We start from the raw sequence: 23474 nt of genomic DNA on the forward strand, positions 1-23474 counted from the left end.
CTAGCGGTCGCAGCCCTTGATATCGACCGCCATGTCGCCCGCGATCACGGTGATCCGCACGCCCGAGCGATCCAGCGCAAAGGCGCCGCCGGTGGTATGGGTCAACCGGGTTTCGGCAACCAGCAGGCCGCCATCCCAACGGGTTTCGGGTTCGGCGACCCAGATGTCGGGGTCTGCGGTTTCGATAACGGTGTCGGGCGTGCCGGACAGGCGCGGCATGGCGATTTCGGTGCGCAGGGTCATCCCTGCCTGGCTTAGGCCGACCTTGCAGTGCACGGCCGTCACCCCCGCCTCGGCGGCGGAAAAGGGTACATCGGCCATGGCGGCGGCGATCAACGGATCCGGGGTGCCACCGGTGGCGGGCAGGATTGCCTCGACCCGGACGCGGTGCGGCAGGCAGACATCCTTGCAGATGCCGATGTCGATGATCCCGCGCAGGCGGCTGTCCTTGCCGGTGTGGCGCAGGCTGACGCGCAGGGGCAGCACCACCTCGCCCTTGTACCCGACCGAGCGCATGCCGGACTGGTGGAACACGTGCGGCGCGGGCCAGCTTACCTCGACCTTGCTGGTCTGGTTGCCGCGCCAGTCGAACAGCGGCGGAATGCCCGCGTCGCCGGGCGCGCGCCAATAGGTTTTCCACCCCGGAGCAAGCGTCAGGTGCAGCGCGGCCATGTGGTCGCCATTGGGCAGCCGCCAGCCCGGGCGCAGCTGTGCCTGAACGACGTTGTCATATCCGCCCGCGCCGGCAAGGGCGGGCAGGCAAAGCAGGGGAAAAAGGGCGTGCGATATCTTCATCATGCTCACATGGCCTGTTTGAGATGAAAAATGAAGTCACGTTCCGGCGATGGTGCGTGCACGGTGGCGTGACCGACACGCACGGCTTTCCCTTGCGCGTGCCGCGGCGCGGGGCCATGTTGAAAGGACGGACTTATGAGAAAGGCCGCCGCCATGCAGGACAGAACCCCGCTTGCCACCACGGATCTGACAGGAAAGATGCTGATCGCGATGCCCGGCATGGGCGATCCGCGGTTCGAGCACAGCGTCGTCTTCATGTGTGATCATTCCGACGAAGGCGCGATGGGGCTGATCGTGAACAAGCCCAGCGGCGACGTCGACATGAAGGCGCTTCTGGCGCAGCTGGATGTTGCGATGTCCCCCGATGTGACCAGCCGGGCGGTGCACTTTGGCGGACCGGTGGAAATGGGGCGCGGCTTTGTGCTGCATTCGCCCGACTACGCGTCGGCCATGACTACGTTGCAGGTGCGCGATGACATCAGCATGACCGCCACGCTGGACATTCTCGAAGAGTTGGGGCGCGGCACCGGGCCCGCGCAATGGCTGATGGCGCTGGGCTATTCCGGCTGGGGGCCGGGGCAGCTGGAAAGCGAATTGGCGCAGAACGGCTGGCTGGTCTGCGATGCCTCGGCGCGGCTGATCTTTGACCTGCCGGATGTGGAAAAATGGGAGGCGGCGCTGGAAACCCTGGGGGTCGCGGCGCTTGCGCTGTCCGCCGAGGGTGGGCGCGCTTGACCGCGCGGGGCGCAGGCCCCGATCTGCCAGACATCTGGCAGGGCATCGACGTGAAATGGAGCGCCGATTGGGCGCCCGAACCCGCCGCCATCAAGACCGCCACCAAGCTGCTGAGCCTGCTGTCCGAGCAGGCCGCAATGCCGATCAGCGCCACGCGGGGCTATTGGCCGACGGTATCGCTGCAGTGGGAAGGTGGGCAGATCGAAGTCGAGGTCTTTGCCAGCCACTGCGAGCTGTACCATTTCAAGGACGGTCAGCTTGTCGGGGCGGCAATCCCGCAGTTCAAGGCCAGCAAGGCGGGTATTGCGCCCCTGTTGGCGGCGCTGGCGACTATCGCTCGGCCGCCGCCCGGCTAAGCCGGTCGTTGATGGCAACGCCCAGCCCGACATGGGGTATCGGCGACACCGCAATGGTCTCGGCGCCCGTGGCATCCAGGCTGTGCAGGAATTCAAACAGGTTGGCGGCGGCTTCTGTCAGGTCGCCTGTGGCGGACAGGTTCAGATCGCAGGCGACATCGCCAAAACCAAGCCGCGCTTCGCCGTCGTTCCAATCGGTCGCGTTCAGGCGCACTTGTGCGCGCGGGGCATAATGCGATCTGATCTGCCCAGGCGCCGAGATCGTTTCGGTGTCGCGGCGTTCGGCGACTGGTGCGCCAAGCGTTTCGGACAGCTGTTCAAGGGTGATCCCACCGGGGCGCAGCAAGGTCGGTTTGCCGGCAAGGCCAAGGATCGTGGATTCCAGGCCGACGTGGCAGGCGCCGCCATCCACCACTGCCTCGATCCGGCCTGACAGCCCTTGCAGGACATGCGCCGCGCGGGTCGGGCTGATCTGCCCCGAACGGTTGGCCGAAGGCGCGGCAACCGGCCCGCCAAAGGCGCGCAGCAGGGCGCGGGCGACAGGGGCCTGCGGGATACGAACGGCCAGCGTATCCAGCCCGGCAGTGACCAGTTTCGACACCTGCGCCCCGTCGCGCAGCGGCAGGACCAGGGTCAGGGGGCCGGGCCACCAGGCGCGGGCGACGGCCTCGGCGGCATCGTTCCAGACGACCAGTTGCTTTACCGCGTCCAGATCGGCCAGATGCACGATCAGCGGGTTGAAACTGGGGCGGCCCTTGGCTTCGTAGATGCGGGCGACGGCATGGTCATTGCAGGCATCCGCGCCAAGGCCATAGACCGTTTCGGTCGGAAAGGCGACAAGCGCGCCCTGCCGCAACAACGCGGCGGCCTGATCCAGCCCTGCGGCATCGGCGGTCAATGTCTGGGTCGTCGGATTGGCCATGGCATCCCCAGCCGCGATTTGTGACGCGGCGTTTCAGTTGAAGGTGGTGCTGGGGCCTATACCCTTGCGCCACAAAACCCTTTGCTACAAGAGCATTACCGCCTTGCCAAGCTATCAGGAGACAACATGCCCTATCGTGCCCCCCTGGATGATTACCGTCTGCTTCTGAACGATGTCGTGGATTTCGCGCAGGTCGCCGGGACCGACCGCTATGCCGAGGCAACCCCCGACATGGTCGAGGCTATCCTGACCGAGGCCGGCAAGATGTGCGAAGAGGTACTGGCCCCGCTGAACCGCAGCGGCGATCTGGACCCGGCGCGGCTTGAGAATGGCGTGGTGCGGACCTCCAAGGGCTTTGCCGATGGCTACAAGGCGATTGCCGAAGGCGGCTGGGTCGCCATCGCGGCAGACCCGGAAAACGGCGGCATGGGCCTGCCCATGGCAGTCACCACCGCCGTGAACGAAATGATGAGCGCGGCCTGCCTGTCGTTGCAGTTGAACCCGCTGATGACCCAAGGCCAGATCGAGGCACTGGAACATCACGCCAGCGATGAGCTCAAGGCGCTGTACCTGCCCAAGCTGGTCAGTGGCGAATGGGCCGGGACGATGAACCTGACCGAACCGCAGGCGGGGTCGGACGTGGGCGCGCTGGCGTCCAAGGCTGAACCCAACGGCGATGGCACCTATGCGATCAGCGGTCAGAAGATCTACATCAGCTGGGGCGACAACGACTTTACGCAAAACGTCTGCCATCTGGTTCTGGCGCGCCTGCCCGATGGGGTTCCGGGCACCAAGGGCATCAGCCTGTTCCTTGTGCCCAAGCTGATCCCGGATGAAAACGGCAATCCCGGTGTGGCCAACAGTCTCAAGGTGGTCAGCCTAGAACACAAGATGGGCCTGCACGGCAGCCCGACCTGCGTCATGCAATACGACGGCGCCACCGGCTGGCTGGTGGGCGAGCCGCACGACGGCATGCGTGCCATGTTCACCATGATGAACAACGCGCGGCTGGGTGTTGGCGGGCAGGGGATCGGCGCGGCCGAGGGCGCCTATCAACACGCGCTGGCCTATGCGAACGACCGCAAACAGGGCCACAGCCCCGAGGGCACCATCATTGGCCACGCCGATGTGCGCCGGATGCTGGCCACCATGAAGGCCGAGATTTTCACCGCCCGCGCCATTGCGCTGGATTGCGCCGTTGCGATTGATATGGCCCGTGCCACCGGCAGCGCCGAATGGAAGGCGCGCGCCGCCTTGCTGACGCCCATCGCCAAGGCATTCGGCACCGATACCGGGATCGATGTGGCCAGCATGGGGGTGCAGGTGCATGGCGGCATGGGTTTCATCGAGGAAACCGGCGCGGCGCAGTACCTGCGCGACGTGCGGGTGACGGCGATCTACGAAGGCACGAACGGCATTCAGGCCATGGACCTTGTGGGCCGCAAGCTGATGGACGGCGGCGAGGCGGCCTATCGTCTGCTGGATGAAATCGAAGGCTTTGCCGAAAGCGCCAAGGGCACGCTGCCCGATCTGGCCGAGGCAGTCTGGCAAGCCTCTGAGACGCTGCGCGAAACCATCGAGGCGCTGGTTGCCCGAGACATGCCGCGGCGCTTTGCCGGGGCGGTGCCCTTTTTGCGCGGCTTTGCCCGTGTGCTGGGCAGCTACTACCACCTGCGGGCAGCGGTGGCGCAGCCCGAGGGCGCGCATGCCCGGATCGCGCGGTTCTACATCACCCGGCTGTTGCCGGAACACACCGGGTTGTTTGTCCATGCCCGGGCAGGGGATGCCGATCTGATGGCGATCACGCCCGACGATCTGGCCGTGTGATGGGCGCGCAAAAAAACCTGATCCGCTATCCTTGGGAAACCCCGCCCCAGCCAGGCGAGGCCATCGAGGTGGCGGACGGTGTTCTGTGGCTGCGCCAGCCGCTGCCGATGAAGCTGGACCATGTGAACGTCTATGCGCTGGACGATGGCGATGGCTGGACCATCGTCGATACTGGCTTTTCGACGAAAAAGTCCCGGGCGATCTGGGAACAGGTGATGGCAAGCCCCTTGAAGGGCAAGCCGGTGACACGGGTCATCGCCACGCACCACCACCCCGATCACATCGGGCTGGCGGGCTGGTTCCAGAGTGAACACGGGGCCGAGCTGATCACCACGCGCACCGCCTGGCTGTTTGCCCGGATGCTGCAACTGGACGCGCAGGACCGCCCCGCGCCGGAAACCGTCAGCTATTGGAAACACTGCGGCATGGCGCCAAAGGTGCTGCAGCAGCGCCTGACCGAACGTCCCTTCAACTTTGCCGATTGCGTCTATCCCATGCCGCTGGGCTTCACCCGGATCAAGCAGGGCGACACGGTGCAGGCCGGGGGGCGCACCTGGGACGTGCATATCGGCAACGGCCACGCGCCGGAACACGCGACCCTGTGGTCGCGCGATTGCGATCTGGTGATCGCCGGGGACCAGATCCTGCCGTCGATCAGCTCCAACCTTGGCGTCTATGCCACCGAACCGCAGGCCGATCCCGTGGCCGAATGGCTTGAGGCCTGTGAACGCCTGTCGACGCTGGCGCGGCCCGATCATCTGGTGCTGGGCGGGCACAAGCTGCCCTTTACAGGGCTGGCCCCGCGCATGCGGCAGTTGATCGAAAACCACCACTCGGCTTTGGACCGTCTGCACGCGCATCTTGTGCATCCGATGTCGGCGGGCGAATGCTTTGCCCCGCTGTTCAAGCGCAAGATCGGCGATGCCGAATACGGTTTGGCGCTGGTCGAGGCGATGGCGCATTGCCTGCATCTTTGGCACATCGGGCGGGCGACTCGCGAATTGCGCGCCGACGGGGCCTATGCCTTTCAGGCGATCTGAGCGTTAGCGCGCGCCGCGGTTCTCGATCCGGGCGTACAGCCGCCGGATGATGGTGCTGGCCGTCTTTTCGCAAGCGACGGGAATGATGGCATGGATCAGCGCCGCCACGGCCGCAACCGCCAGCCAGAAGGCAAAGCGCATGGCAAAGCCCATGTGCTGGAAATAGCTTTCGTGAACCGAGGCGGGGTGATCCAGAAAAATCCGGGCAAAGGGGGTGCTGTTGGGCTGGCTTTGATCGCTCATGCGGTAGGCTCCTGTTGCGTGTCGTGGGTAGAATAGTCAGCGCGGTCTGAAAGCGGATCTCGAAATTCTTTGAGAATTCCGGTATTTTGGGATAGCATCCACAAATGACGTCTAAACTGGATGAATTTGACCGGCGTATTCTGGGGTTGCTGCAACGCGATGCCAGTCTGTCGATGGATGCACTGGCCGAACAGGTCGGCCTGTCGCGCAACGCCTGTTGGCGGCGCGTGCGCCAGATGGAAGAGGCCGGGGTGATCCGCGCCCGCGTGGTCCTGGCCGACCCCGACAAGGTCGGTTGCCCGCTCGAAGTGGTGGTTCAGGTGCGCACCCATGCCCATGATCCCGACTGGATGGAGCGGTTCCAGAGGGTGATCGGCGCCATGCCCGAAGTGGTCGGGGCCTATCGCATGACCGGCGATCTGGACTATCTTCTAAGGGTCCGGGTGGCGGATGTTTCGGCCTATGACGCCTTTTACAAGCGCGTGATCGCCCGCATTCCGGCCTTGGACATCTCTGCCAGTTTCGTCATGGAAGAGATCAAGGAAACCACCGCCCTGCCGCTGTGAAGGAGCGCCGTGATGGACGACAAGATCGCAACCGCCGCCGAGGCCCACGAGGCCGACGCACTGCCGCGCCGCAAGGACGTGCACACGGATGATGCGGCCCCGCGCCGCGACGTGCTGCCCGAGTCGGTTACCCAGACCCCGTTCGAGCAGAAAAGCCCGGCGGAATGGGCCTATGAACGGCTGATCCTGTATATCCAGAACTTCGAGGAACAGCTGGACGAAGAGCACGAGGTCGCCATGGGATTCGCCGGCGGCGAGGCGGGCGTGCTGCAGATCGAAGGGCTGGGCTATTTCGACCCGGACATCGTGACCTTTTACGGCACGGACGAAACCGGGGCGCGCACCCAGTTGATTCAGCACGTCAGCCAGTTGTCGGTGATCCTGAGCGCGCAACCCAAAGAGACCGAGCAGGAAGAGCCCCGGCGCATCGGCTTTCGGCTGGCCCGGGAACTGGGGGCCACCTAGGCCCGCGACATTTCATCATGATTGGTGCCGTGACAGGGCGGCGGAAATGCGCTAAATCCAATCCGAAACGCAAATACAGGACTGGCTGACATGGCTGAACACAAGCACGGCTCGATGGATATTTCCGCTCAGGAAAAGACTTTTGAAGGCTTTATCACTTTCACCATCCGCACGGTGATTGTCATTCTTTGCCTCGTGATCTTCATGGCGATCTTCAATTCCTGATCGCTTTTCGGCGATCCACCAAGACTGATTTCAGGGGGGGGGTGCCTATGGGTTTTCGCGCCATAGCTTTGGCCGTTTGCGCGGCAATAACATTGGCCGGATGCGCGGCGAACACATCGGGCGTCGATTCGACCCCCGAAGAGATCGCCGCAGCAGCCTATCGGCACCCGGGCCCCACCGAGCTGACGCTTTATACGATGATCAACAACCGGTCCGGTTCCGGGGCGCATACCAGCCTGTTGATCAATGCACCCAGCCAGCGGGTGGTCTTTGACCCGGCCGGGTCCGTGCGTTTGCGGGCTGTGCCTGAAATGCGCGACGTGCTGTATGGCATCACGCCGCAGGTCAAGGATTTCTACGAACGCGCGCATGCGCGCCGCACCTATCACGTGCGCATCCAGACCATTCAGGTTTCCCCGCAGGTGGCCGAGGCCGCGCTGCGCATGGCCGAAGCGCGCGGGCCGGTGGCATCGGCGCAATGCTCGGCCTCGACCTCTGAGCTGCTGTCGAAACTGCCGGGTTTCGAATCGATCAAGAGCACCTGGTACCCGAACAACCTTGCCGACCAGTTCGCCAAGCTGCCCGGCGTGACCGACCGCAAGCTGTACGAGAACGACGAGGACGACAAGGCCATCGCCATCGCCGAGTTCGAAGCCCGTCAGGCAGGCAACGGGCAGATGGCTCAGACGGGCCAGTAGGCCCCCAGCAGCATGACCAGCGCACCCGCGCCCATGCCGCCGTATACGCTTTTCGTCAGATAGGCCCCGGCAAGGGCCAGCAGCGCCGCGGCCAGGCGCAATGGATCGGTGTTGCCCTGCGTGGCGGCGGGCCACAGCACCAGCGGCGCGACCAGCGCGGGCATGATGGCCACGGCGGTATAACGCAGGTGGCGCAGCAGCCATTCCGGCATGGCCCGGTCCCCGATGATCCCCAGGAACACGAAACGCAGCCCGAACGAGCCGATGCCAAGCCCTATGATCACGATCCACAGGTCTGATTTGTCGATCATGCCCCTGTCCTCCGTTCGACTTCGGCACCGGTGATCATGCCGCCGACCCCGGCGATGATCAGGCCAAGGTTATAGGGCACCCAGGCGAACAGCAGCGCCAGCGCGGTGGCGGCCAATGCTGCAAAGATATGCGCGCGGGTGCGCAGCGCCGGACCAAGCATGGCGATAAAGGCGATAGGCAGCACCATGTCCAGCCCCAGGTTCGCCGGGATCGCATTGCCCATCCAGGCCCCGGCCAGTGTCGCCAGGTACCAAGGTGGGCAGATCGGCGTGGTGACCCCCATGAAATAGGCGAACTTTTCCGCCAGCGTCATGTCGCGCCGTTCGTATTCCAGCATGCAGGCGGCATAGGTCTGATCGACGAGGAAATACCCCACCAGCGCGCGCTTCCAGAAGGGCAGCGGCCCAAGGTGCGGGGTGATCGAGGCCGAATACATCGCCATGCGCAGGTTCACCGCAAGCGCCGAAACCAGCACGACCACGGTGGGCGCATGGTCCGACATCAGGTGCACGGCAGTGAACTGCGCCGCGCCCGCGATCACGACCACGGAAAAGCTGAGCGTTTCAAAGACGGTCAAGCCCGCCTCGGTGGCGATGACGCCAAACAGCATGGCAAAGGGTATGACCACCAAAAGAAAGGGCGTGGCATCCCGCGCCCCGCGCCAATAGCTTGACATCACATCCTGCTGCGCCATGACTTGTCCCCTGCAACCCGTTCACCGCCCTACCCAAGCCAAAGGTCAGATGCAATTGCCCAACGACTATATCATCGCCCCTGACCCCGAGGCACCGCGCCTGACCCGCAAGGTGACCGGCACGGACCACACCGGCGCCTTGACGGAGATCTCGGTGGTCGAGGAACGTCCGCTGACGATTTTCCTGAACTCGCAGGAGGTCGTGACCGCCATGACCATCGGGGACTACCCCGAGTATCTGGCGGTTGGTTTCCTGCGCAATCAGGGAATGCTGCGGGATGACGATGTGATCACCGGCGTCGATTACGACGACGATCTTGAAGTGGCCGTGGTGCGCACCGCGTCCCGGACCACCTACGAGGAGAAGGTCAAGAAAAAGACCCGCACCTCGGGCTGCGCTGTTGGCACTGTCTTTGGCGACATGATGGAGGGGCTTGAGGGGCTGACCCTGCCGGAAACGCCTGTCAAAACCTCGTGGCTTTATGCCTTGGCGCACAAGATCAACACGACGCCTTCGCTGTATTTGCAGGCGGGGGCGATCCACGGCTCGGTCCTGTGTCAGGGCGACCGCCCGCTGGTCTATATGGAAGACGTGGGCCGCCACAACGCGGTTGACAAGATCGCCGGGTGGATGTTCCTGAACGGTGTCAGCGCCGAGGACAAGATCCTGTATACGACCGGGCGGCTTACCTCGGAAATGGTGATCAAGACGGCGCTGATGGGCATCCCGGTGCTGGCATCACGCTCGGGGTTCACCGCCTGGGGCGTCGAAATCGCCCGTCAGGTCGGGTTGACCTGCATCGGCCGGATGCGTGGCAAGCGGTTTGTCTGTCTGTCAGGTGAGGAGCGGCTGGACTGGGACGCAGATCCAGACAGCGTGCCGGACGAGTCGAAAGGCTCGGGACGGAAGGGCTCGGCATGAACCGGGCGCCCAAAAATCTGGGAAGATTTTTGAAAATTCCTTCAAAGGAATTTGGCCGCGTGCGGCGAGGTCAGGCATGAAGGAAAGCGTGAGTCTTGATGCTCGGATGCGCGAAGCCATGAGTGCCGCGCGGGATTTCATCAAGCACCGCCAACGCGGCGATTGGCATTCGGTGGCGTCCGTGGTTCTGACCTCGTCGGGTGCGCGTTATATTGGCATGAATCTCGACAGTACGCTGCCGCGTGCCAGTGTCTGCGCCGAGCCCGTGGCGATTGGTATGGCGATGGCCGCGGACCCCGACGATACCGTCCTCTTCTGTGGTGCCGTGAACCGGCGGGGCGAGGTGCTTCCACCCTGCGGGCCCTGTCGGGAATTGATGCTGGATTACGCCCCGAACGCCTTTGTGGCGGTGCCGGACGGCGAGGGTATGGCCTTCAAACCCATGGCGGATCTGATGCCCACCGCCTACAAACAAGGGAGGCGAAAGCCGTGAAACAACCCCTTGGCGTGATCCTTGCCGGCGGTTTGGCCACGCGGATGGGCGGCGGCGACAAGGCGCTGTTGTCTTTGGGCGGGCGCAGCCTGTTGGATCATGTGAGCGATCGCCTCGGGCCGCAGGTGGCCGCTTTGGCGCTGAACGCCAATGGCGATGCCGGGCGGTTCAAGGATACTGGCCTACCGGTGATCGCCGACAGCATTCCCGGCTTTGCCGGGCCGCTGGCGGGGGTTCTGGCCGGGCTGGACTGGGCGGCGGAACAGGGCGCGGACACCATCGTGACCGTCGCCGCCGATACGCCGTTCTTTCCCTGCGATCTGGTGCCGCGCCTGCTGCTGGCCTCCGAAGGGCAGGTGCACCCCCTGGTTCTGGCCGCGACCAAGGGCGATGCACAGACCAAGTCGAAATCGAAATCAGGGCTGATCCGGCATCCGACATTCGGGCTTTGGCCCGTGGCCCTGCGCGATGACCTGCGCGCGGCCTTGCAGGACGGCTTGAAAAAGGTCGTGCTGTGGACCGACAAACATGGCGGCCGCGAATGCCTGTTCCCGAGTGATCCGTTTGATCCCTTTTTCAACGTCAACACGCCCGAGGATCTGGCCCGGGCAGAGGAATTGCTATGAAACTCTATGGCGTCACCGGGTGGAAGAACGCGGGCAAGACCGGGCTGATGGAACGCCTTGTGACCGAAATAACCGGGCGAGGGTTCAGCGTGTCGACGGTCAAACACGCGCATCACAGTTTTGACGTGGACCACCCCGGCAAGGACAGTCACCGGCACCGCGTCGCGGGCGCGTCCGAGGTTATCCTGGCTTCGCGCAATCGAGTCGCCCACATGACCGAACTGCGCGGCGAGGATGAGCCCAAACTCTCCGATCTTTTGCCGCGTCTTGCCCCGGTCGATCTGGTGCTGATCGAAGGCTACAAGCGCGACAGTCACCCCAAGGTCGAGGCCTTCAGGGCGGTCACCGGCAACACCCTTATCGCGCCCGGCGATCCGACGATCCGGGCGGTGGCCAGCGATGTGCCGCTGGACATGGATCGCCCTGTGTTCGATCTGGACGACACCAAGGCGATTGCCGATTTCATCCTGTCCGAGGTCGGGCTTTGATCGCATGGGATCGCTTTGTGATGGTCGATTGGTCCGGGGGCAATGACACCGGGCCGACCCCGCGCAAGGATGCGATCTGGATCGGTGAGGCGGGGCAGTCACCACGCTATCTGCGCAACCGCCTGTTGGCCGAAGAAGACCTGGCCGAGCAGATCGAGACCAGCCTGACCAAAGGCGAACGGATGCTGATCGGGTTCGATTTCCCGTTCGGCTACCCTGCGGGTTTTGCCAGGGCGCTGACCGGGCAGGCCGATCCCATGGCCGTCTGGGACTGGCTGACCGCGCGGATCGAGGATGCGCCGGCGGCCAACAACCGCTTTGACGTGGCGGGCGCGATCAATCGCGGGTTTGGCGGCGCATCGGGGCCGTTCTGGGGCAATCCTCTGAAACGCGAGATTGACGGTCTGGCGCGGACAAAGGCGGGCTATGCCAACCCCTTTGCGGACAAGCGCGCCTGCGAAACGCGCGCCCGGGGCAGTTTTACCTGTTGGCAACTGGCCGGGGCGGGGGCTGTGGGGTCACAGGTCTTGATGGGCTTGCCGGTCCTCAATCGCCTGCGGCAGCGGTTTGCAGGGCAGGTGGCAATCTGGCCGTTCGATCCCTTGACGGCCCCCGTGGCGTTCGTCGAGATTTGGCCTGGTTTGATCAACGCTGCGGTGCGTGCCGCAACGGGCAACGGCCAAATCCGCGATGCCGTGCAGGTTGACATGATGGCCCGCGTGCTTGCGGGGCTTGCACCTGATCGTCTGGCTGCCATGCTGGCGGTGAACGCCCCAGAGGAAGGATGGATATTTGGTCTGGGGTTAGAACAGGAGTTGACTGCACCCGTGTCCCTGAAGCCGCCGCCACTGCGCAACGATTGTTTTGCCTTGCCGCCGGGCGTCGACTGGACGCCTGTGGATCAGGCCTTGGGGATGCTGCAGGACAGGCTGACCCCGGTGGTCGGTATCGAAGAGGTTCCGTTGATGCAGGCTGCAGGGCGAGTTCTGGCGGGCGATCTGGTGGCGCTGCGGTCGAATCCGCCACAGGCCAACACGGCGGTGGATGGCTATGGCTTTGCTGCGGCGTCCTTGCCTGAGGGGGACGTCGTCCTGCCCTTGGTTCAGGGCCGATCGGCGGCGGGCGTCCCGTTTCAGGGCGCGGTGCCGGCGGGCCATGCCGTGCGCGTTCTGACTGGGGCAGCGCTACCCAAGGGTGTGGATACCGTTGTTCTGGACGAGGATTGCGCCGTTGACGGCGGGCATGTTGCGTTTCGCGGCGGCGTGAAGCCCGGGGCCAATACCCGCCGCGCCGGAGAGGACGTGACAAAAGGCGCGGTGGCGTTGCAGGTGGGGCAGTTGATGACGCCCGCCGATCTGGCCCTTGCGGCCGCAGTCGGGCTGGGGCGCGTGCCCGTGTTCGAACGCCTTCGCGTCGGCGTGCTGTCGACCGGGGACGAGGTCGTGGAGCCGGGGGCCGAGGCGGGGCCGGGCCAGATATTCGACGCCAATCGCGCGATGCTGCTGACCATGATCGCGCGCTTTGGGTTTGAGCCGGTCGATCTGGGGCGCGTGCCCGATGACCGCAGCGCTTTGCGCGCGCGCCTGGACGAGGCATCGCAAAGGGTGCATCTGGTGCTGACTTCGGGCGGGGCCTCGGCCGGGGATGAGGACCATGTTTCGGCCCTGCTGCGCGAAGCGGGGGCGATGCAGGAATGGCGAATCGCGTTGAAGCCCGGGCGGCCCCTTGCGCTGGGGCTGTGGGAGGGCGTGCCGGTGTTCGGCCTGCCGGGCAATCCCGTGGCGGCCTTTGTCTGCACACTGATCTTTGCGCGCCCGGCGATGGGGCTTTTGGCGGGGGCAGGGTGGAGCGTGCCGCAGGGCTTTGACATGCCTGCCGGGTTTTCGAAGTCCAAGAAGCTGGGGCGGCGCGAGTATTTGCGGGCGCGTATCCGCGATGGCCGGGTAGAGGTGTTCAAATCCGAAGGGTCGGGCCGGGTGTCGGGGCTGAGCTGGGCTGAGGGCTTGGTCGAGCTGCCTGATGGTGCGGCATTGATCCAGCCCGGGGACAGGGTGCGCTATATCCCGTTCGGCAGTTTCGGGTTGTGAGCGCCGGGGGCGCTGCCCCCGGACCCCCGGAGTATTTTCACCAAGAAGAAGAGGCTGGCCTTAGTCGAAGGTGCCGGCGACGCGGCCCAGAAGCATGAAGGCGCGGGCCGAGCGGGTTCCGGCGAATTCGGTTATCTCGGCGTCCGAGGCATTGGGTTCGAAACCGGCAAAGCTGCGGTCGAAGCGGCGCAGGAAGTGGTGCGCGGCATCGCGGAAGATCGGGTCCTGTTTCATGCGGCCTGCGGCGAGAGCCAGCGACGAGCGGTCGCGCACGCCGCCAAGGGGGGCGATGGCGCGGCCGCGGGTGCCCTTGGCGAAGGTGCGCCAGACTTCGGGGCGGGCGAGATCGGGGCGCAGGTCATCCATGTAGATGCCGTCCTGGCTGAGCAGGGTCAGGATGTCCTGTGCGGCCTGGATCAACTGGGCTGCGGCGCGATCCTTGAGGGCGCGGCGCAGGGCGTTGAAGCCTTCCTTGTCTTCGGCGGTTTCCGGGAAGTTCAGCGCGCGGATGAAGTCGGCGTTGGAGAGCGGTGGCTGCAGGGCTTCGGCCGGGGTGCCAAGGGACAGCGCCGGTTGGTCATCGCTGGTTGCGGCATTTGCGGCCACGGCGTTCTGGCTGGCTTCGGCCATACGGGTCGAGCCGATCATGGCCAGCGTCGCTTCGAGGTTCTTCTGGCCGGATGCGATTTCGTCCAGGCGTTTCATCAGGCCGGGATGGGGCGGTTCATTGCGGCCTTTCTGGGCCTGGTTGACATAGGCCTGGCGGATCGCGTCGATGGCGGCCTGCAGGCGGGCGCTTTCGCCGCGCATCATGCGGGCCGAGCGGGCCGACAGGGCAGCGACCCAGATCAGGGCGACGGGCAGGACAATCACCATCAGTGCAAGCAAAAAGCGGATACCCGCCCCTTCGGTCGGTTGGCCGAACAGGAAATAGGCCCCTGACAGCAGGACCCAGACCACCGTCGCGCCGATGGCCGCGATTTCGACCCCGGTCACGGCGCTGGCGTCCGTGCGGTCATAAAGTCCCGGAGGGGTCGGGCGAGATTGCTTTTCGTCGGCCATTTGGCTTCACTTGTATTCGATGGTCAGGATCTCGTAGCTTTTTTCACCGCCGGGGGTGCGGACCTCGACGCTGTCGCCTTCGTCCTTGCCGATCAAGGCGCGGGCGATGGGCGATTTGACGTTCAGCAGGCCCTTTTCGATGTTGGCCTCGTGTTCGCCAACGATCTGCCAGGTCTTTTCCTCGTCGGTGTCTTCGTCGACGACCGTCACGGTGGCGCCGAACTTGACGGTTCCGGACAGGGTTTTGGGGTCGATCACCTCGGCCAGGCCGATGATGCCTTCGAGTTCCTGGATGCGGCCTTCGATAAAGCCCTGCTTTTCGCGGGCCGAATGATACTCGGCGTTTTCCTTGAGGTCGCCCAGTTCGCGCGCTTCGGCGATGGCCTGAATCACGGAGGGACGCTCAACAGACTTGAGCTTTTTCAATTCGGCTTCGAGCGCGGTGAAACCCGCGCGGGTGATCAGTATCTTGTCCATGGGGTCGTTCCAGTTTTTTGTCGTGCTTTGGCCGACCAAGCCGCGCAGCTGCTGCATGTTTCAGGTCAGAATGGCAATCGCGGTCATGCAGTGCAACATGGGCGCGCAAAAGTCTAGTATTTGTGATCTTCGGGGATCAGTCGATTTCCGCCGGTCTGCATTGCGCGGGGCCCAAGCGGGCCGCGCAAAACCAGCCCCGAGAGGGGCCGTGGGGGCAGCGAATGGTCGCATTTCACGCGAATAACGCCGTGTCGCGATTGACCCATGCTGCGCTGCCGCGCTACCAACCTGCGAAAGATTATTTCAAAGCCCCTCGGGAAGGAGCCACAATGAGCGACGTGACACGCGAGTCGATGGAATATGATGTTGTGATCGTGGGCGCGGGCCCGGCGGGCCTGTCTGCTGCGATCCGTCTGAAACAGATCGATCCCGACCTGCAGGTGGTGGTTCTGGAAAAGGGCTCTGAGGTTGGCGCACACATTCTTTCGGGTGCGGTTCTGGACCCTTGCGGGTTGGACAAGCTGATCCCCGACTGGAAAGCCAAGGGCGCACCGCTGAATGTGCCGGTCCGCGAGGACAATTTTTACATGCTGGGCGAAGCCGGGCAGCTGAAGATCCCGAACTTTCCGATGCCGCCGCTGATGAACAACCACGGCAACTATATTGTCTCGATGGGCAATGTCTGCCGCTGGATGGCCGAGCAGGCCGAGGAACTGGGCGTCGAGATTTTCCCCGGCATGGCCTGTTCGGAACTGGTCTGGGGCGAAGAGGGCACCATTCGCGGTGTCGTCGCCGGTGAGTTTGGCAAGAACCCCGATGGCACGCCGGGCGACGGCTATGAGCCCGGGATGGAACTGCTGGGCAAGTATGTGTTCCTTGGCGAAGGCGTGCGGGGCAGCCTGTCCAAGCAGGTGATCGAACGCTATGGCCTGTCCGAGGGCAAGGAGCCGCAGAAATTCGGCCTTGGCATGAAGGAAATCTGGGAGATTGACCCGGCCAAGCACCACGAAGGCCGCGTGACCCATACCATGGGCTGGCCGCTTGGGTCGAATGCCGGGGGCGGGTCGTTCATCTATCACCTTGAGAACAATCAGGTTTACGTCGGATTTGTCGTCCACCTGAACTATGAAAACCCCTATCTGTACCCCTACATGGAATTCCAGCGCTTCAAGCACCATCCGATGGTGGCCGAGCTGCTGGAAGGCGGCAAGCGCGTGGCCTATGGCGCGCGCGCCATTTCTGAAGGCGGCTATCAGTCGATGCCGCAGATGGTGGCGCCGGGTGTGGCGATGCTGGGTTGTTCCGTCGGCATGGTCAACGTGCCGCGCATCAAAGGCAACCACAACGCCATGCTGTCGGGCATCGCGGCGGCCGAGGCGGCGGCCAAGGCGATCAAGGCAGGCCGCGCACAGGACGAGCTGCACGATTACGAGGTCGAGGTGCGCCAGGGCGCCATCGGCAAGGACCTGAAAAAGGTCCGCAACGTCAAACCCCTGTGGTCCAAGTATGGCCTGACCGCATCGCTGATGCTGGGCGGGGTCGACATGTGGACCAACACGCTGGGCTTTTCGCTGCTGGGTACGCTCAAGCATGGCAAGACCGATGCCGAGGCGACAGGGCAGGCCGCGCGGTTCGAGCCGATCGACTACCCCAAGCCCGATGGCAAGCTGTCCTTTGACCGCCTGACCAACGTCAGCTTCAGCTTTACCAACCACGAAGAAAGTCAGCCCGCGCATTTGCAGCTGAAGGACCCGCATGTTCCGATCGCTGTGAACCTGCCGAAATACGCCGAACCCGCGCAGCGCTATTGCCCGGCGGGCGTTTACGAAGTGGTGGAAAAGGACGGCGGCAAGGAATTCGTCGTGAACTTCCAGAACTGCGTGCATTGCAAGACCTGCGATATCAAGGACCCCAGCCAGAACATCAACTGGACGGTTCCGCAGGGTGGCGACGGGCCGAATTATCCCAACATGTAAGGCTTCGTTAGAGATTTCAGGCGATACTCCCCGGCCGAACCACTTGCGCCGGGGAAGCCATGAAAACCCGAAATGACCGTTGGCCCAGTGCCTGGGCCATGCAGCTTTCGACCGATAGCGGCCCGGTTGTCGTCCGTGTCACGAACGTCAGCCAATCGGGCCTGCGCTTTGTCGGGCCGACCCCGCCGACCATCGGCGAACCCGTCCAGTTCAGCGCCATGGGGCAGGTTGTTCGGGCGCGCGTGGTGCGGCGCGAAAAAACCGGCGGCGCGCTTGCCTTCGACTCAATGATATCCGCGGCGCAGCTGTCGAATCTGCGGCAATACCGCGATCTTCCGCTTTCAGCTGTCGGTGGACGTCCAATCGCCTGAACGTGAGGGGCAAGCCCTTCCAAGTCCTTGTCAGTCATTGCTGCAGGCCCTACCCTTTACCCAACGCAAAACCGAAACGGAGAGCAGCAGGGTTATGGTTTGGACAATGGCGATCCGTGCGGGGGTGCTGGCCGCAGCGCTGGTTGCACCCCAGGGGGCATTTGCGAACGGTGTGGCGGGCGATTACCTGGCCGCACGGCAGGCCAGCTTTGACAGCGATTACAAGGCGGCCGCGCGCTATTACGGGCGGGCGATCCTGTTCGACCCGGGCAAGCCCGAGCTGCTGGAAAGGGCCATCCTGGCCAATATCGCGCTGGGTGAAATCGAAATCGCGGCGGGCCTGGCCGACAAGCTTTCGCAGGATGGCATCGCCAGCCAGTTGGCGCAGATGGCGCAGGTGGCGCGGGACGCCAAGGCCGAAAACTACATCGCCGTTCTGAAGGCCATCAACGAAAACAAGGGCTTTGGTCCGCTGTCGGATGGGCTGGCCAAGGCATGGGCGCAACTGGGGCAGGGCGACATGACCGCCGCGCTTGTCGCCTTTGACGTTGTGTCGGGCGTGCAGGGGCTGGGGCCGCTGGCCATCTATCACAAGGCGCTGGCGCTGGCGTCGGTCGGTGATTTCGAAAGCGCCGAGGCGCTGTTCGCCGCCGACAGTCCCGGCGGCATGGGCATGACCCGGCGCGGTGTCATGGCCCGGGCGGAAATCCTGAGCCAGCTGGATCGCAACAAGGATGCGATCGACCTGTTGGACACCGCCTTTGGCCGCGATCTGGACCCCGGCCTTTCGACGATGCGCGCGGCGCTGGAAAAGGGCGAGACGCTGACCTTCACCCATGTCCGGTCGGCGCGCGATGGTCTGGCCGAGGTGATGTATACCCTTGGCAGCGCCTTGGCGGCGGAATCGGGCGGGGATCTGACCCTGGTCTATTCGCGCCTTGCAGAATACCTGCGCCCCGAGCATGTCGATGCGGTGCTTTTGATCGCCGAACAGTTGGACGACATGGGGCAGTACGAACTGGCGGTCGAGGCCTATGGCCACGTTCCCGCGGACGCGCCGGCCTATCATGCGGCCGAATTGGGCCGGGCCGAGGCGCTGCGCGCTCAGGACCGCCCCGAAGAGGCCGCCGCCGTGCTGGAGGCGCTGACCCAGACCCATGGCGATTTGCCCGTGGTGCATTCGGCCTATGCCGATCTGATGCGCCAGATGGAACAGTTCGACAAGGCCGCTGCCGCCTATACCCGCGCCCTTGACCTGTTCACCGAGGTCACAGAGCGCCAGTGGTTCCTGTACTATGCGCGCGGCATCTGCTTTGAGCGCAGTGACCAGTGGGACAAGGCCGAGGCCGATTTCCGCAAGGCGCTGGAACTGAGCCCGGAACAACCCAACGTTCTGAATTATCTGGGCTATTCGCTTGTCGAGAAAAAGATCAAGCTGGACGAAGCGCTGGACATGATCGAACGCGCGGTCGCCGCCCAGCCCAACTCGGGATATATCGTCGACAGCCTTGGCTGGGTGCTGTACCGGCTTGGCCGCTACGAAGAGGCGGTCGCCCCGATGGTGCGCGCCGCTGAACTGATGCCGATCGACCCCATCGTCAACGATCACCTGGGTGATGTCTTTTGGGCCGTCGGCCGCGAGATGGAGGCGCGCTTCATGTGGAAACGGGCGTTGTCCTTTGTAGATTGGGAAGACGCCGCAGAAGAGGCGGACCCAGAGCGGATCAAGCGCAAGATCGAGGTCGGTCTGGATGTGGTCCTTGCCGAAGAAGGCGCGCCGCCGCTTCAGGTTGCCAATGAAGACGCCGATTGAGGTCTTTGCCCCCGCAAAGATCAACCTGACCCTGCATGTGACCGGCCTGCGGTCGGACGGGTATCACCTGCTCGACTCGCTGGTTGGATTTGCCGATGTCGGGGATCGGGTGATCCTGGAACCCGCGTCCAAGCTGTCGCTGCGTGTGACAGGCCCGATGGCCGAGGGGGTGCCAGAGGACGCGCGCAACCTGTGCTGGCGCGCGGCGCAGGCCTTTGGCGCGACTGTTGCGATCACGCTTGAAAAACATCTGCCGGCAGCGGCGGGGATCGGCGGTGGGTCGTCGGATGCGGCTGCTGTGCTGCGTGGCCTGCAACAGATGTATGATGCCCCCGTGCCCTTCGACCCCATGGACTTGGGCGCGGATCTGCCCGTTTGCATGCTTGCCCGGGCGGCAAGAATGTCGGGCGTGGGCGAGCAGGTGGCGCCAGCGGATCTGCCACCGCTGCACGCGGTTCTGGCCAATCCGCGGGTCGCGGTTCCTACCTCGGCGGTTTTCAAGGCTTTGCCCGGGAAGAACAATCCGCCAATGGCGGCCTTGCCTGCCTTTTCCAGCGCCCGCGACAGTCTTCGCTGGCTGCAGGATCAACGCAACGACCTGGAGGCACCGGCGATCAGCTTGCAGCCCGTCATAGAAGAGCTGCTGAAACAGCTGTCTTTTCTGGAGGGGCAATGGCTGACGCGCATGTCCGGGTCCGGCGCCACCTGTTTTGCCCTGTTCGAAACGGCCGGGCAGGCCGAACTGGGGGCCAGGGACCTGCGCGCCAACAACCCGGATTGGTGGATCGAGCACTGTGAATTGACCTGAGCCGCCATGCGGCGCAGCGCGAGGGGTCAGTTGACCCGCGCCACCACGTAATCATTGAGGTCGATCAGAAGATCGCGCATTTCGCTTTGCGGCAGGGACTGCATCGCGGTTTTGGCCTTGGCTGCCCAGGACAGTGCTTCTTGCCGGGTGGCCTCCAAGGCGCCGTGGGTGTTCAGCAATTCCAGCGCGCGCTCCAGGTCGCCGTCGCGCTGGTCGCCCTTTTCGATCACGCGTTTCCAAAAGGCACGCTCTTCGTCGTTCGCGGCGGCATAGGCCTTGATCAGCGGCAGCGTCAGCTTGCGTTCGCGGAAATCGTCACCGATGTTCTTGCCCGTGGCGTCGCCGCCCCAGTAATCCAGCAGATCGTCGACAATCTGAAAGGCAATGCCAAGGGCGTCGCCATAGTCGAACAGCGCCTTGATCTCGGGCTCGGGACGGTCGGCGATCACGCCGCCCACCTCGGTCGCGGCGGAAAACAGCGCGGCGGTCTTGCCGCGCACGACCTGCAGATAGATCGCCTCGGTCGTGGTCAGATCCTGCGCGGCGGTCAGTTGCAGCACTTCACCCTCGGCGATGGTGGCGGCGGCGTTGGACAGGATGCGCAGAACCCGAAGGTTGCCGGTTTCCGTCATCAACTGAAAGGACCGCGCGAACAGGTAGTCGCCGACCAGCACGCTGGATTTGTTATCCCACAGCAGGTTCGCGGTGGGGCGCCCGCGGCGTTTCGCGCTTTCGTCGACCACATCGTCATGCAGCAGCGTCGCGGTGTGGATGAATTCGACCGTGGCGGCCAGGTGGATGTGATAGGGGCCCGCATAGCCGCACATCTTTGCCGCCGCCAGGGTCAGCATCGGGCGCAGGCGCTTGCCGCCCGCTTCGACCAGATGGGCGGTGACTTCGGGGATGCGCGGCGCATGGTCTGACGCCATCCGGTCGCGGATCAGGGCGTTTACATCGGCCAACTCGTCCTTGAGCAGGTCAGCCAACCGTTCATGCGGCTTGGTCACGGAGTTCATCACGTTCATCACACTCCCGTGCAAGGCTCGACATTCCGGCAGCCTTGTCCTTAAATCCCCAACATGGAAGAGCTTTTGCGCACAACTGACATCACACTGATCCCGCTGGCGAAAACCCTTCTGGACGCTGAGGGTATAGCCAGCTTTGAATTGGACGTAAACATGAGCGTCCTCGAAGGGTCCATCGGCATATTGCCACGGCGGCTGATGGTGCGCACGGGCGACTTGGACCAGGCCCGGCGGGTCCTGCGCGAGAACGGGGTCAAGTTTGAGGGCTGACCCCTTTGAACCGGCGGCGCTGGTCTGCGACGATTTTCTGGGTGGCCAGGTAAGGCTTTGGCAGCCAAGGGACGGCTATCGCGCCGGTGTCGACCCGGTTTTGCTGGCCGCGTCCATTCCCGCAAGGCCCGGCCAGTCGGTGCTGGAACTGGGCTGCGGCGCGGGGCCGGCGCTGTGTTGCCTGGGGGCGCGTGTGCCGGGGTTGGCGCTGGCGGGGTTGGAGTTGCAGGCCGGCTATGCCGATCTTGCCCGGCGGAACCTGCGCGAAAACGGTCACGATGCGGTGATCTGGGACGGCGACCTGGCCGATCCCCCGGCGCAGATGCGGCAGCGCAGCTTTGATCACGTCATGGCGAATCCCCCCTATTTCGAGGCCGAGCGGCGGCGCGGTGCCGATGACAGCGGGCGCGAAATGGCGCTGGCCGGGCCAACCCCGATGGAGGCCTGGGTCCAGACCGCCGCGCGCCGGTTGGCACCGCGCGGCACCGCCAGTTTCATCCAGCGCGCGGAACGCCTGCCCGAACTGTTGGCGGCCATGCGCCAGCATCTTGGATCAATCGAACTGTTGCCGCTTTTGCCGCGCGAAGGGCGCGCGCCGCGGCTGGTTCTGCTGCGCGGCCGCAAGGGCGGGCGAGCGGATTTCCGCTTTCATTCCGGCCTGGTTCTGCACCGCGGCACGCACCACGAAGGTGACTGGGACAGCTATACTGAAACCGTGGCCGGAATTCTAAGGCATGGCACGGCTTTAACCTTCGGTTAAACCTTTTGCCCTCCACTCGGGCAGCGTCATGAATCTTACATATTATGATGCAGTTGCGGCGTGACTTGCGAAGCAAGTTGTGCTGCACTGAAAGTCTGAGCAACATAGGAGGATGCCATGAGCTTGAGTTCGCACCTGCAGGAACTGAAAAAGAAGCATCAATCGCTGTCCGATGCCGTGGAAAAGGCGCAGGCCTCGCCCGGTATCGATGACCTGCGCGTCGCCGAACTGAAAAAGCAAAAGCTGCGTCTCAAGGAAGAGATTTCGAAAATCGAAGCGCAGCCCGCTCATTAAGAATTTCGGTGACCCCTTTGGGGGACGCCACTTGGGCCTGCCCGTCATGGGCAGGCCTTTCATATATCGGTGACATCGCGCAGCGTCTTGTCGCCAAGCCCATTGGGGAATTGCGCAACCTCGGCCCTGAGCCATTGCAAGAAGGCCGCGATTTGCGGGCGGGTTTCGGTGCCCGGTGCACACAGGATGCGGAATCGCGCGGCACTGGTCAGGGCCAGCGGGAAGGGGGCGACCAGCCGGCCGGTCGCCAAATATTGCACCGCCAGCGAGGATCGCGCCAGAACCACGCCGCCACCGGCCAGCGCTGCGTCCAACGCGTGATCCGCCTGGGAAAACCGCGCCACCGAAACGGGTTTGTGGTCGATGCCGCAGGCCTTGAACCACAGTTCCCAATCCGGGCGCGGCACCATGAAATCCAGCGATTCGTCGTGCAGCAGCGGCGCGGTGGTCAGGCTGTCGGGCGATGAAAAGCGCGCCCTCAGATCCGGGTGCATCAAGGGCATCACCGCTTCGTCGATCAAATGTTCGCTATAAAGATCCACGTCGGGGCCAAATCCATAGCGGATTGCCACGTCGATTCCATCGCGGTCGAAATCCAGTTGCCGCAGGGTGGCGGCAAAGCGCAGCTCGATTTCAGGATGTTCGGTCGCAAATCCGAACAGGCGCGGTGCAAGCCATTTGGCCGTAAAGGCGGGGCCGGCGGTGACGGACAGGGTGCGGGTATCCTGCAACCGTTTGGCCGCGCTCCAGGCGGCGTTCAGCCGGTCGAAGCCTTCGCGGGTTCCGGGGGCAAGGCTGCGCCCGGCATCCGTCAGTTCAATCGCGCGGTTGAGCCGGCGAAAGACAGGCTGGCCCAGATGCTCCTCAAGGCTTTTGATCTGAAAGGACAGGGCGGCGGGGGTGACGTGCAATTCCTCAGCCGCCTTGGCAAAGGACATGTGGCGAACGGCGGCCTCGAAGGCGCGCAGGGCGGTCAAGGGGGGAAGTCTGTCGGACATATTCAGACAAGTATCACTTGACCGAAGGTCTGCAAAGTCTCGTTTGTCGCTTTTGTAGTGGGGCTTTAGGTCTGGGTCATCAAGAAAATCAGTTCTGAGGGTCCACCATGTTCGAAGCTGCCCAAG

Annotated in this window: 29 protein-coding genes; 20 read left to right on the forward strand and 9 right to left on the reverse strand. The window is 64.0% G+C overall.

The annotated features are described in order from the left end of the window. A complete protein-coding gene (locus QF118_RS04500; protein ID WP_282301454.1) occupies positions 1-798 on the reverse strand; it encodes a protein-disulfide reductase DsbD domain-containing protein in 798 nt (265 codons plus the stop codon). Positions 799-930: 132 nt separating this feature from the next. Between QF118_RS04500 and QF118_RS04505 the strand changes: the two genes are divergently transcribed. After that, complete coding sequence (locus QF118_RS04505; protein ID WP_282301455.1) at positions 931-1530, forward strand: YqgE/AlgH family protein; 600 nt, start codon at positions 931-933, stop codon at positions 1528-1530. Further along, positions 1527-1886: a hypothetical protein gene (locus QF118_RS04510; RefSeq protein ID WP_282301456.1), complete on the forward strand. Its 360-nt coding sequence runs from the start codon at positions 1527-1529 to the stop codon at positions 1884-1886. Before QF118_RS04505 ends, QF118_RS04510 begins: the two co-directional genes overlap by 4 nt. Here QF118_RS04510 and QF118_RS04515 read toward each other — a convergent pair. Further along, on the reverse strand, positions 1861-2808 hold the full coding sequence (locus tag QF118_RS04515) for an L-threonylcarbamoyladenylate synthase (RefSeq protein ID WP_282301457.1): 948 nt from the start codon (positions 2806-2808) through the stop codon (positions 1861-1863). The two genes, QF118_RS04510 and QF118_RS04515, sit on opposite strands and share 26 nt — an antisense overlap. Positions 2809-2934: 126 nt before the next feature. On the opposite strand from QF118_RS04515, the gene QF118_RS04520 reads away from it, so the two are divergent. Together QF118_RS04520 and QF118_RS04525 are read left to right on the forward strand one after the other, a co-directional pair. Continuing rightward, positions 2935-4635 carry an acyl-CoA dehydrogenase gene (locus QF118_RS04520; RefSeq protein WP_282301458.1) on the forward strand — a complete coding sequence of 567 codons (1701 nt, stop codon included), beginning with the start codon at positions 2935-2937 and terminating at the stop codon, positions 4633-4635. Continuing rightward, on the forward strand, positions 4635-5675 hold the full coding sequence (locus QF118_RS04525; RefSeq protein ID WP_282301459.1) for an MBL fold metallo-hydrolase: 1041 nt from the start codon (positions 4635-4637) through the stop codon (positions 5673-5675). Before QF118_RS04520 ends, QF118_RS04525 begins: the two co-directional genes overlap by 1 nt. 3 nt (positions 5676-5678) lie before the next feature. Here the strand turns inward: QF118_RS04525 and QF118_RS04530 are convergent, their stop codons facing one another. After that, positions 5679-5918: a DUF6356 family protein gene (locus tag QF118_RS04530; protein ID WP_282301460.1), complete on the reverse strand. Its 240-nt coding sequence runs from the start codon at positions 5916-5918 to the stop codon at positions 5679-5681. A gap of 104 nt (positions 5919-6022) precedes the next feature. On the opposite strand from QF118_RS04530, the gene QF118_RS04535 reads away from it, so the two are divergent. The 4 genes from QF118_RS04535 to QF118_RS04550 all read left to right on the forward strand — a co-directional run bounded on the left by QF118_RS04535 (position 6023) and on the right by QF118_RS04550 (position 7872). Continuing rightward, positions 6023-6484 carry an Lrp/AsnC family transcriptional regulator gene (locus tag QF118_RS04535; RefSeq protein ID WP_282301461.1) on the forward strand — a complete coding sequence of 154 codons (462 nt, stop codon included), beginning with the start codon at positions 6023-6025 and terminating at the stop codon, positions 6482-6484. Positions 6485-6496: 12 nt separating this feature from the next. Next, positions 6497-6949 (forward strand): DUF6173 family protein, encoded by a 453-nt coding sequence (locus tag QF118_RS04540; protein ID WP_282301462.1) that lies wholly within the window; start codon positions 6497-6499, stop codon positions 6947-6949. Positions 6950-7039: 90 nt separating this feature from the next. After that, on the forward strand, positions 7040-7174 hold the full coding sequence (locus QF118_RS04545) for an aa3-type cytochrome c oxidase subunit IV (RefSeq protein ID WP_282301463.1): 135 nt from the start codon (positions 7040-7042) through the stop codon (positions 7172-7174). Positions 7175-7221: 47 nt separating this feature from the next. Then, positions 7222-7872, forward strand: coding sequence for a hypothetical protein (locus QF118_RS04550; RefSeq protein WP_282301464.1), 651 nt, complete (start codon positions 7222-7224; stop codon positions 7870-7872). On the opposite strand, the gene QF118_RS04555 is transcribed toward QF118_RS04550, so the two are convergent. Further along, positions 7857-8183, reverse strand: a complete 327-nt coding sequence (locus QF118_RS04555; RefSeq protein WP_282301465.1) for an AzlD domain-containing protein — start codon at positions 8181-8183, stop codon at positions 7857-7859. The two genes, QF118_RS04550 and QF118_RS04555, sit on opposite strands and share 16 nt — an antisense overlap. Further along, on the reverse strand, positions 8180-8878 hold the full coding sequence (locus QF118_RS04560; protein ID WP_282301466.1) for an AzlC family ABC transporter permease: 699 nt from the start codon (positions 8876-8878) through the stop codon (positions 8180-8182). The genes QF118_RS04555 and QF118_RS04560 overlap by 4 nt, the downstream gene beginning before the upstream one ends. Positions 8879-8927: 49 nt before the next feature. Here QF118_RS04560 and QF118_RS04565 point away from each other — a divergent pair, with 49 nt between their 5' ends. The 5 genes from QF118_RS04565 (at position 8928) to QF118_RS04585 (ending at position 13494) form a co-directional block, all read left to right on the forward strand. Continuing rightward, positions 8928-9800, forward strand: coding sequence for a formate dehydrogenase accessory sulfurtransferase FdhD (locus QF118_RS04565; RefSeq protein ID WP_282301467.1), 873 nt, complete (start codon positions 8928-8930; stop codon positions 9798-9800). Positions 9801-9876: 76 nt separating this feature from the next. Continuing rightward, positions 9877-10293, forward strand: coding sequence for a cytidine/deoxycytidylate deaminase family protein (locus tag QF118_RS04570; RefSeq protein ID WP_282301468.1), 417 nt, complete (start codon positions 9877-9879; stop codon positions 10291-10293). Beyond that, the gene (gene mobA / locus QF118_RS04575) at positions 10290-10919 is read left to right on the forward strand and encodes a molybdenum cofactor guanylyltransferase MobA (protein ID WP_282301469.1); all 630 of its coding nucleotides are present in this window, start codon (positions 10290-10292) and stop codon (positions 10917-10919) included. The genes QF118_RS04570 and mobA overlap by 4 nt, the downstream gene beginning before the upstream one ends. Next, positions 10916-11407 (forward strand): molybdopterin-guanine dinucleotide biosynthesis protein B, encoded by a 492-nt coding sequence (gene mobB / locus QF118_RS04580; RefSeq protein WP_282301470.1) that lies wholly within the window; start codon positions 10916-10918, stop codon positions 11405-11407. The genes mobA and mobB overlap by 4 nt, the downstream gene beginning before the upstream one ends. Positions 11408-11427: 20 nt before the next feature. Continuing rightward, the gene (locus QF118_RS04585) at positions 11428-13494 is read left to right on the forward strand and encodes a molybdenum cofactor synthesis domain-containing protein (protein ID WP_282302403.1); all 2067 of its coding nucleotides are present in this window, start codon (positions 11428-11430) and stop codon (positions 13492-13494) included. Positions 13495-13554: 60 nt separating this feature from the next. Here QF118_RS04585 and QF118_RS04590 read toward each other — a convergent pair whose 3' ends face one another. Continuing rightward, complete coding sequence (locus QF118_RS04590) at positions 13555-14556, reverse strand: hypothetical protein (protein ID WP_282301471.1); 1002 nt, start codon at positions 14554-14556, stop codon at positions 13555-13557. 6 nt (positions 14557-14562) lie between these two features. After that, positions 14563-15033, reverse strand: a complete 471-nt coding sequence (gene greA / locus QF118_RS04595; RefSeq protein ID WP_282302404.1) for a transcription elongation factor GreA — start codon at positions 15031-15033, stop codon at positions 14563-14565. A gap of 329 nt (positions 15034-15362) precedes the next feature. Here greA and QF118_RS04600 point away from each other — a divergent pair, with 329 nt between their 5' ends. From QF118_RS04600 to QF118_RS04615, 4 genes are all read left to right on the forward strand, one after another. Beyond that, a complete protein-coding gene (locus QF118_RS04600) occupies positions 15363-17009 on the forward strand; it encodes an electron transfer flavoprotein-ubiquinone oxidoreductase (protein ID WP_282301472.1) in 1647 nt (548 codons plus the stop codon). 59 nt (positions 17010-17068) lie between these two features. Next, positions 17069-17380 carry a PilZ domain-containing protein gene (locus QF118_RS04605; protein WP_282301473.1) on the forward strand — a complete coding sequence of 104 codons (312 nt, stop codon included), beginning with the start codon at positions 17069-17071 and terminating at the stop codon, positions 17378-17380. A gap of 106 nt (positions 17381-17486) precedes the next feature. Then, positions 17487-19193, forward strand: a complete 1707-nt coding sequence (locus QF118_RS04610; protein WP_282301474.1) for a tetratricopeptide repeat protein — start codon at positions 17487-17489, stop codon at positions 19191-19193. After that, entirely contained in the window at positions 19177-20001 is an 825-nt protein-coding gene (locus QF118_RS04615; RefSeq protein ID WP_282301475.1) for a 4-(cytidine 5'-diphospho)-2-C-methyl-D-erythritol kinase, read from the forward strand. Before QF118_RS04610 ends, QF118_RS04615 begins: the two co-directional genes overlap by 17 nt. A gap of 26 nt (positions 20002-20027) precedes the next feature. Here QF118_RS04615 and QF118_RS04620 read toward each other — a convergent pair whose 3' ends face one another. Then, positions 20028-21026: a polyprenyl synthetase family protein gene (locus QF118_RS04620; RefSeq protein ID WP_282301476.1), complete on the reverse strand. Its 999-nt coding sequence runs from the start codon at positions 21024-21026 to the stop codon at positions 20028-20030. A 54-nt stretch (positions 21027-21080) separates the two neighbouring features. On the opposite strand from QF118_RS04620, the gene QF118_RS04625 reads away from it, so the two are divergent. The 3 genes from QF118_RS04625 to QF118_RS04635 all read left to right on the forward strand — a co-directional run bounded on the left by QF118_RS04625 (position 21081) and on the right by QF118_RS04635 (position 22350). Next, entirely contained in the window at positions 21081-21296 is a 216-nt protein-coding gene (locus QF118_RS04625) for a putative signal transducing protein (protein ID WP_282301477.1), read from the forward strand. Next, positions 21286-22056, forward strand: a complete 771-nt coding sequence (locus QF118_RS04630; RefSeq protein ID WP_282301478.1) for a tRNA1(Val) (adenine(37)-N6)-methyltransferase — start codon at positions 21286-21288, stop codon at positions 22054-22056. The genes QF118_RS04625 and QF118_RS04630 overlap by 11 nt, the downstream gene beginning before the upstream one ends. A 117-nt stretch (positions 22057-22173) precedes the next feature. Continuing rightward, complete coding sequence (locus tag QF118_RS04635) at positions 22174-22350, forward strand: YdcH family protein (protein ID WP_282301479.1); 177 nt, start codon at positions 22174-22176, stop codon at positions 22348-22350. A gap of 59 nt (positions 22351-22409) precedes the next feature. Here the strand turns inward: QF118_RS04635 and gcvA are convergent, their stop codons facing one another. Then, on the reverse strand, positions 22410-23348 hold the full coding sequence (gene gcvA / locus QF118_RS04640) for a transcriptional regulator GcvA (RefSeq protein ID WP_282301480.1): 939 nt from the start codon (positions 23346-23348) through the stop codon (positions 22410-22412). Positions 23349-23474: the final 126 nt, after the last annotated feature.

The sequence above is a fragment of the Tropicibacter oceani genome (genome assembly GCF_029958925.1).
GTDB lineage: Bacteria > Pseudomonadota > Alphaproteobacteria > Rhodobacterales > Rhodobacteraceae > Pacificoceanicola > Pacificoceanicola oceani.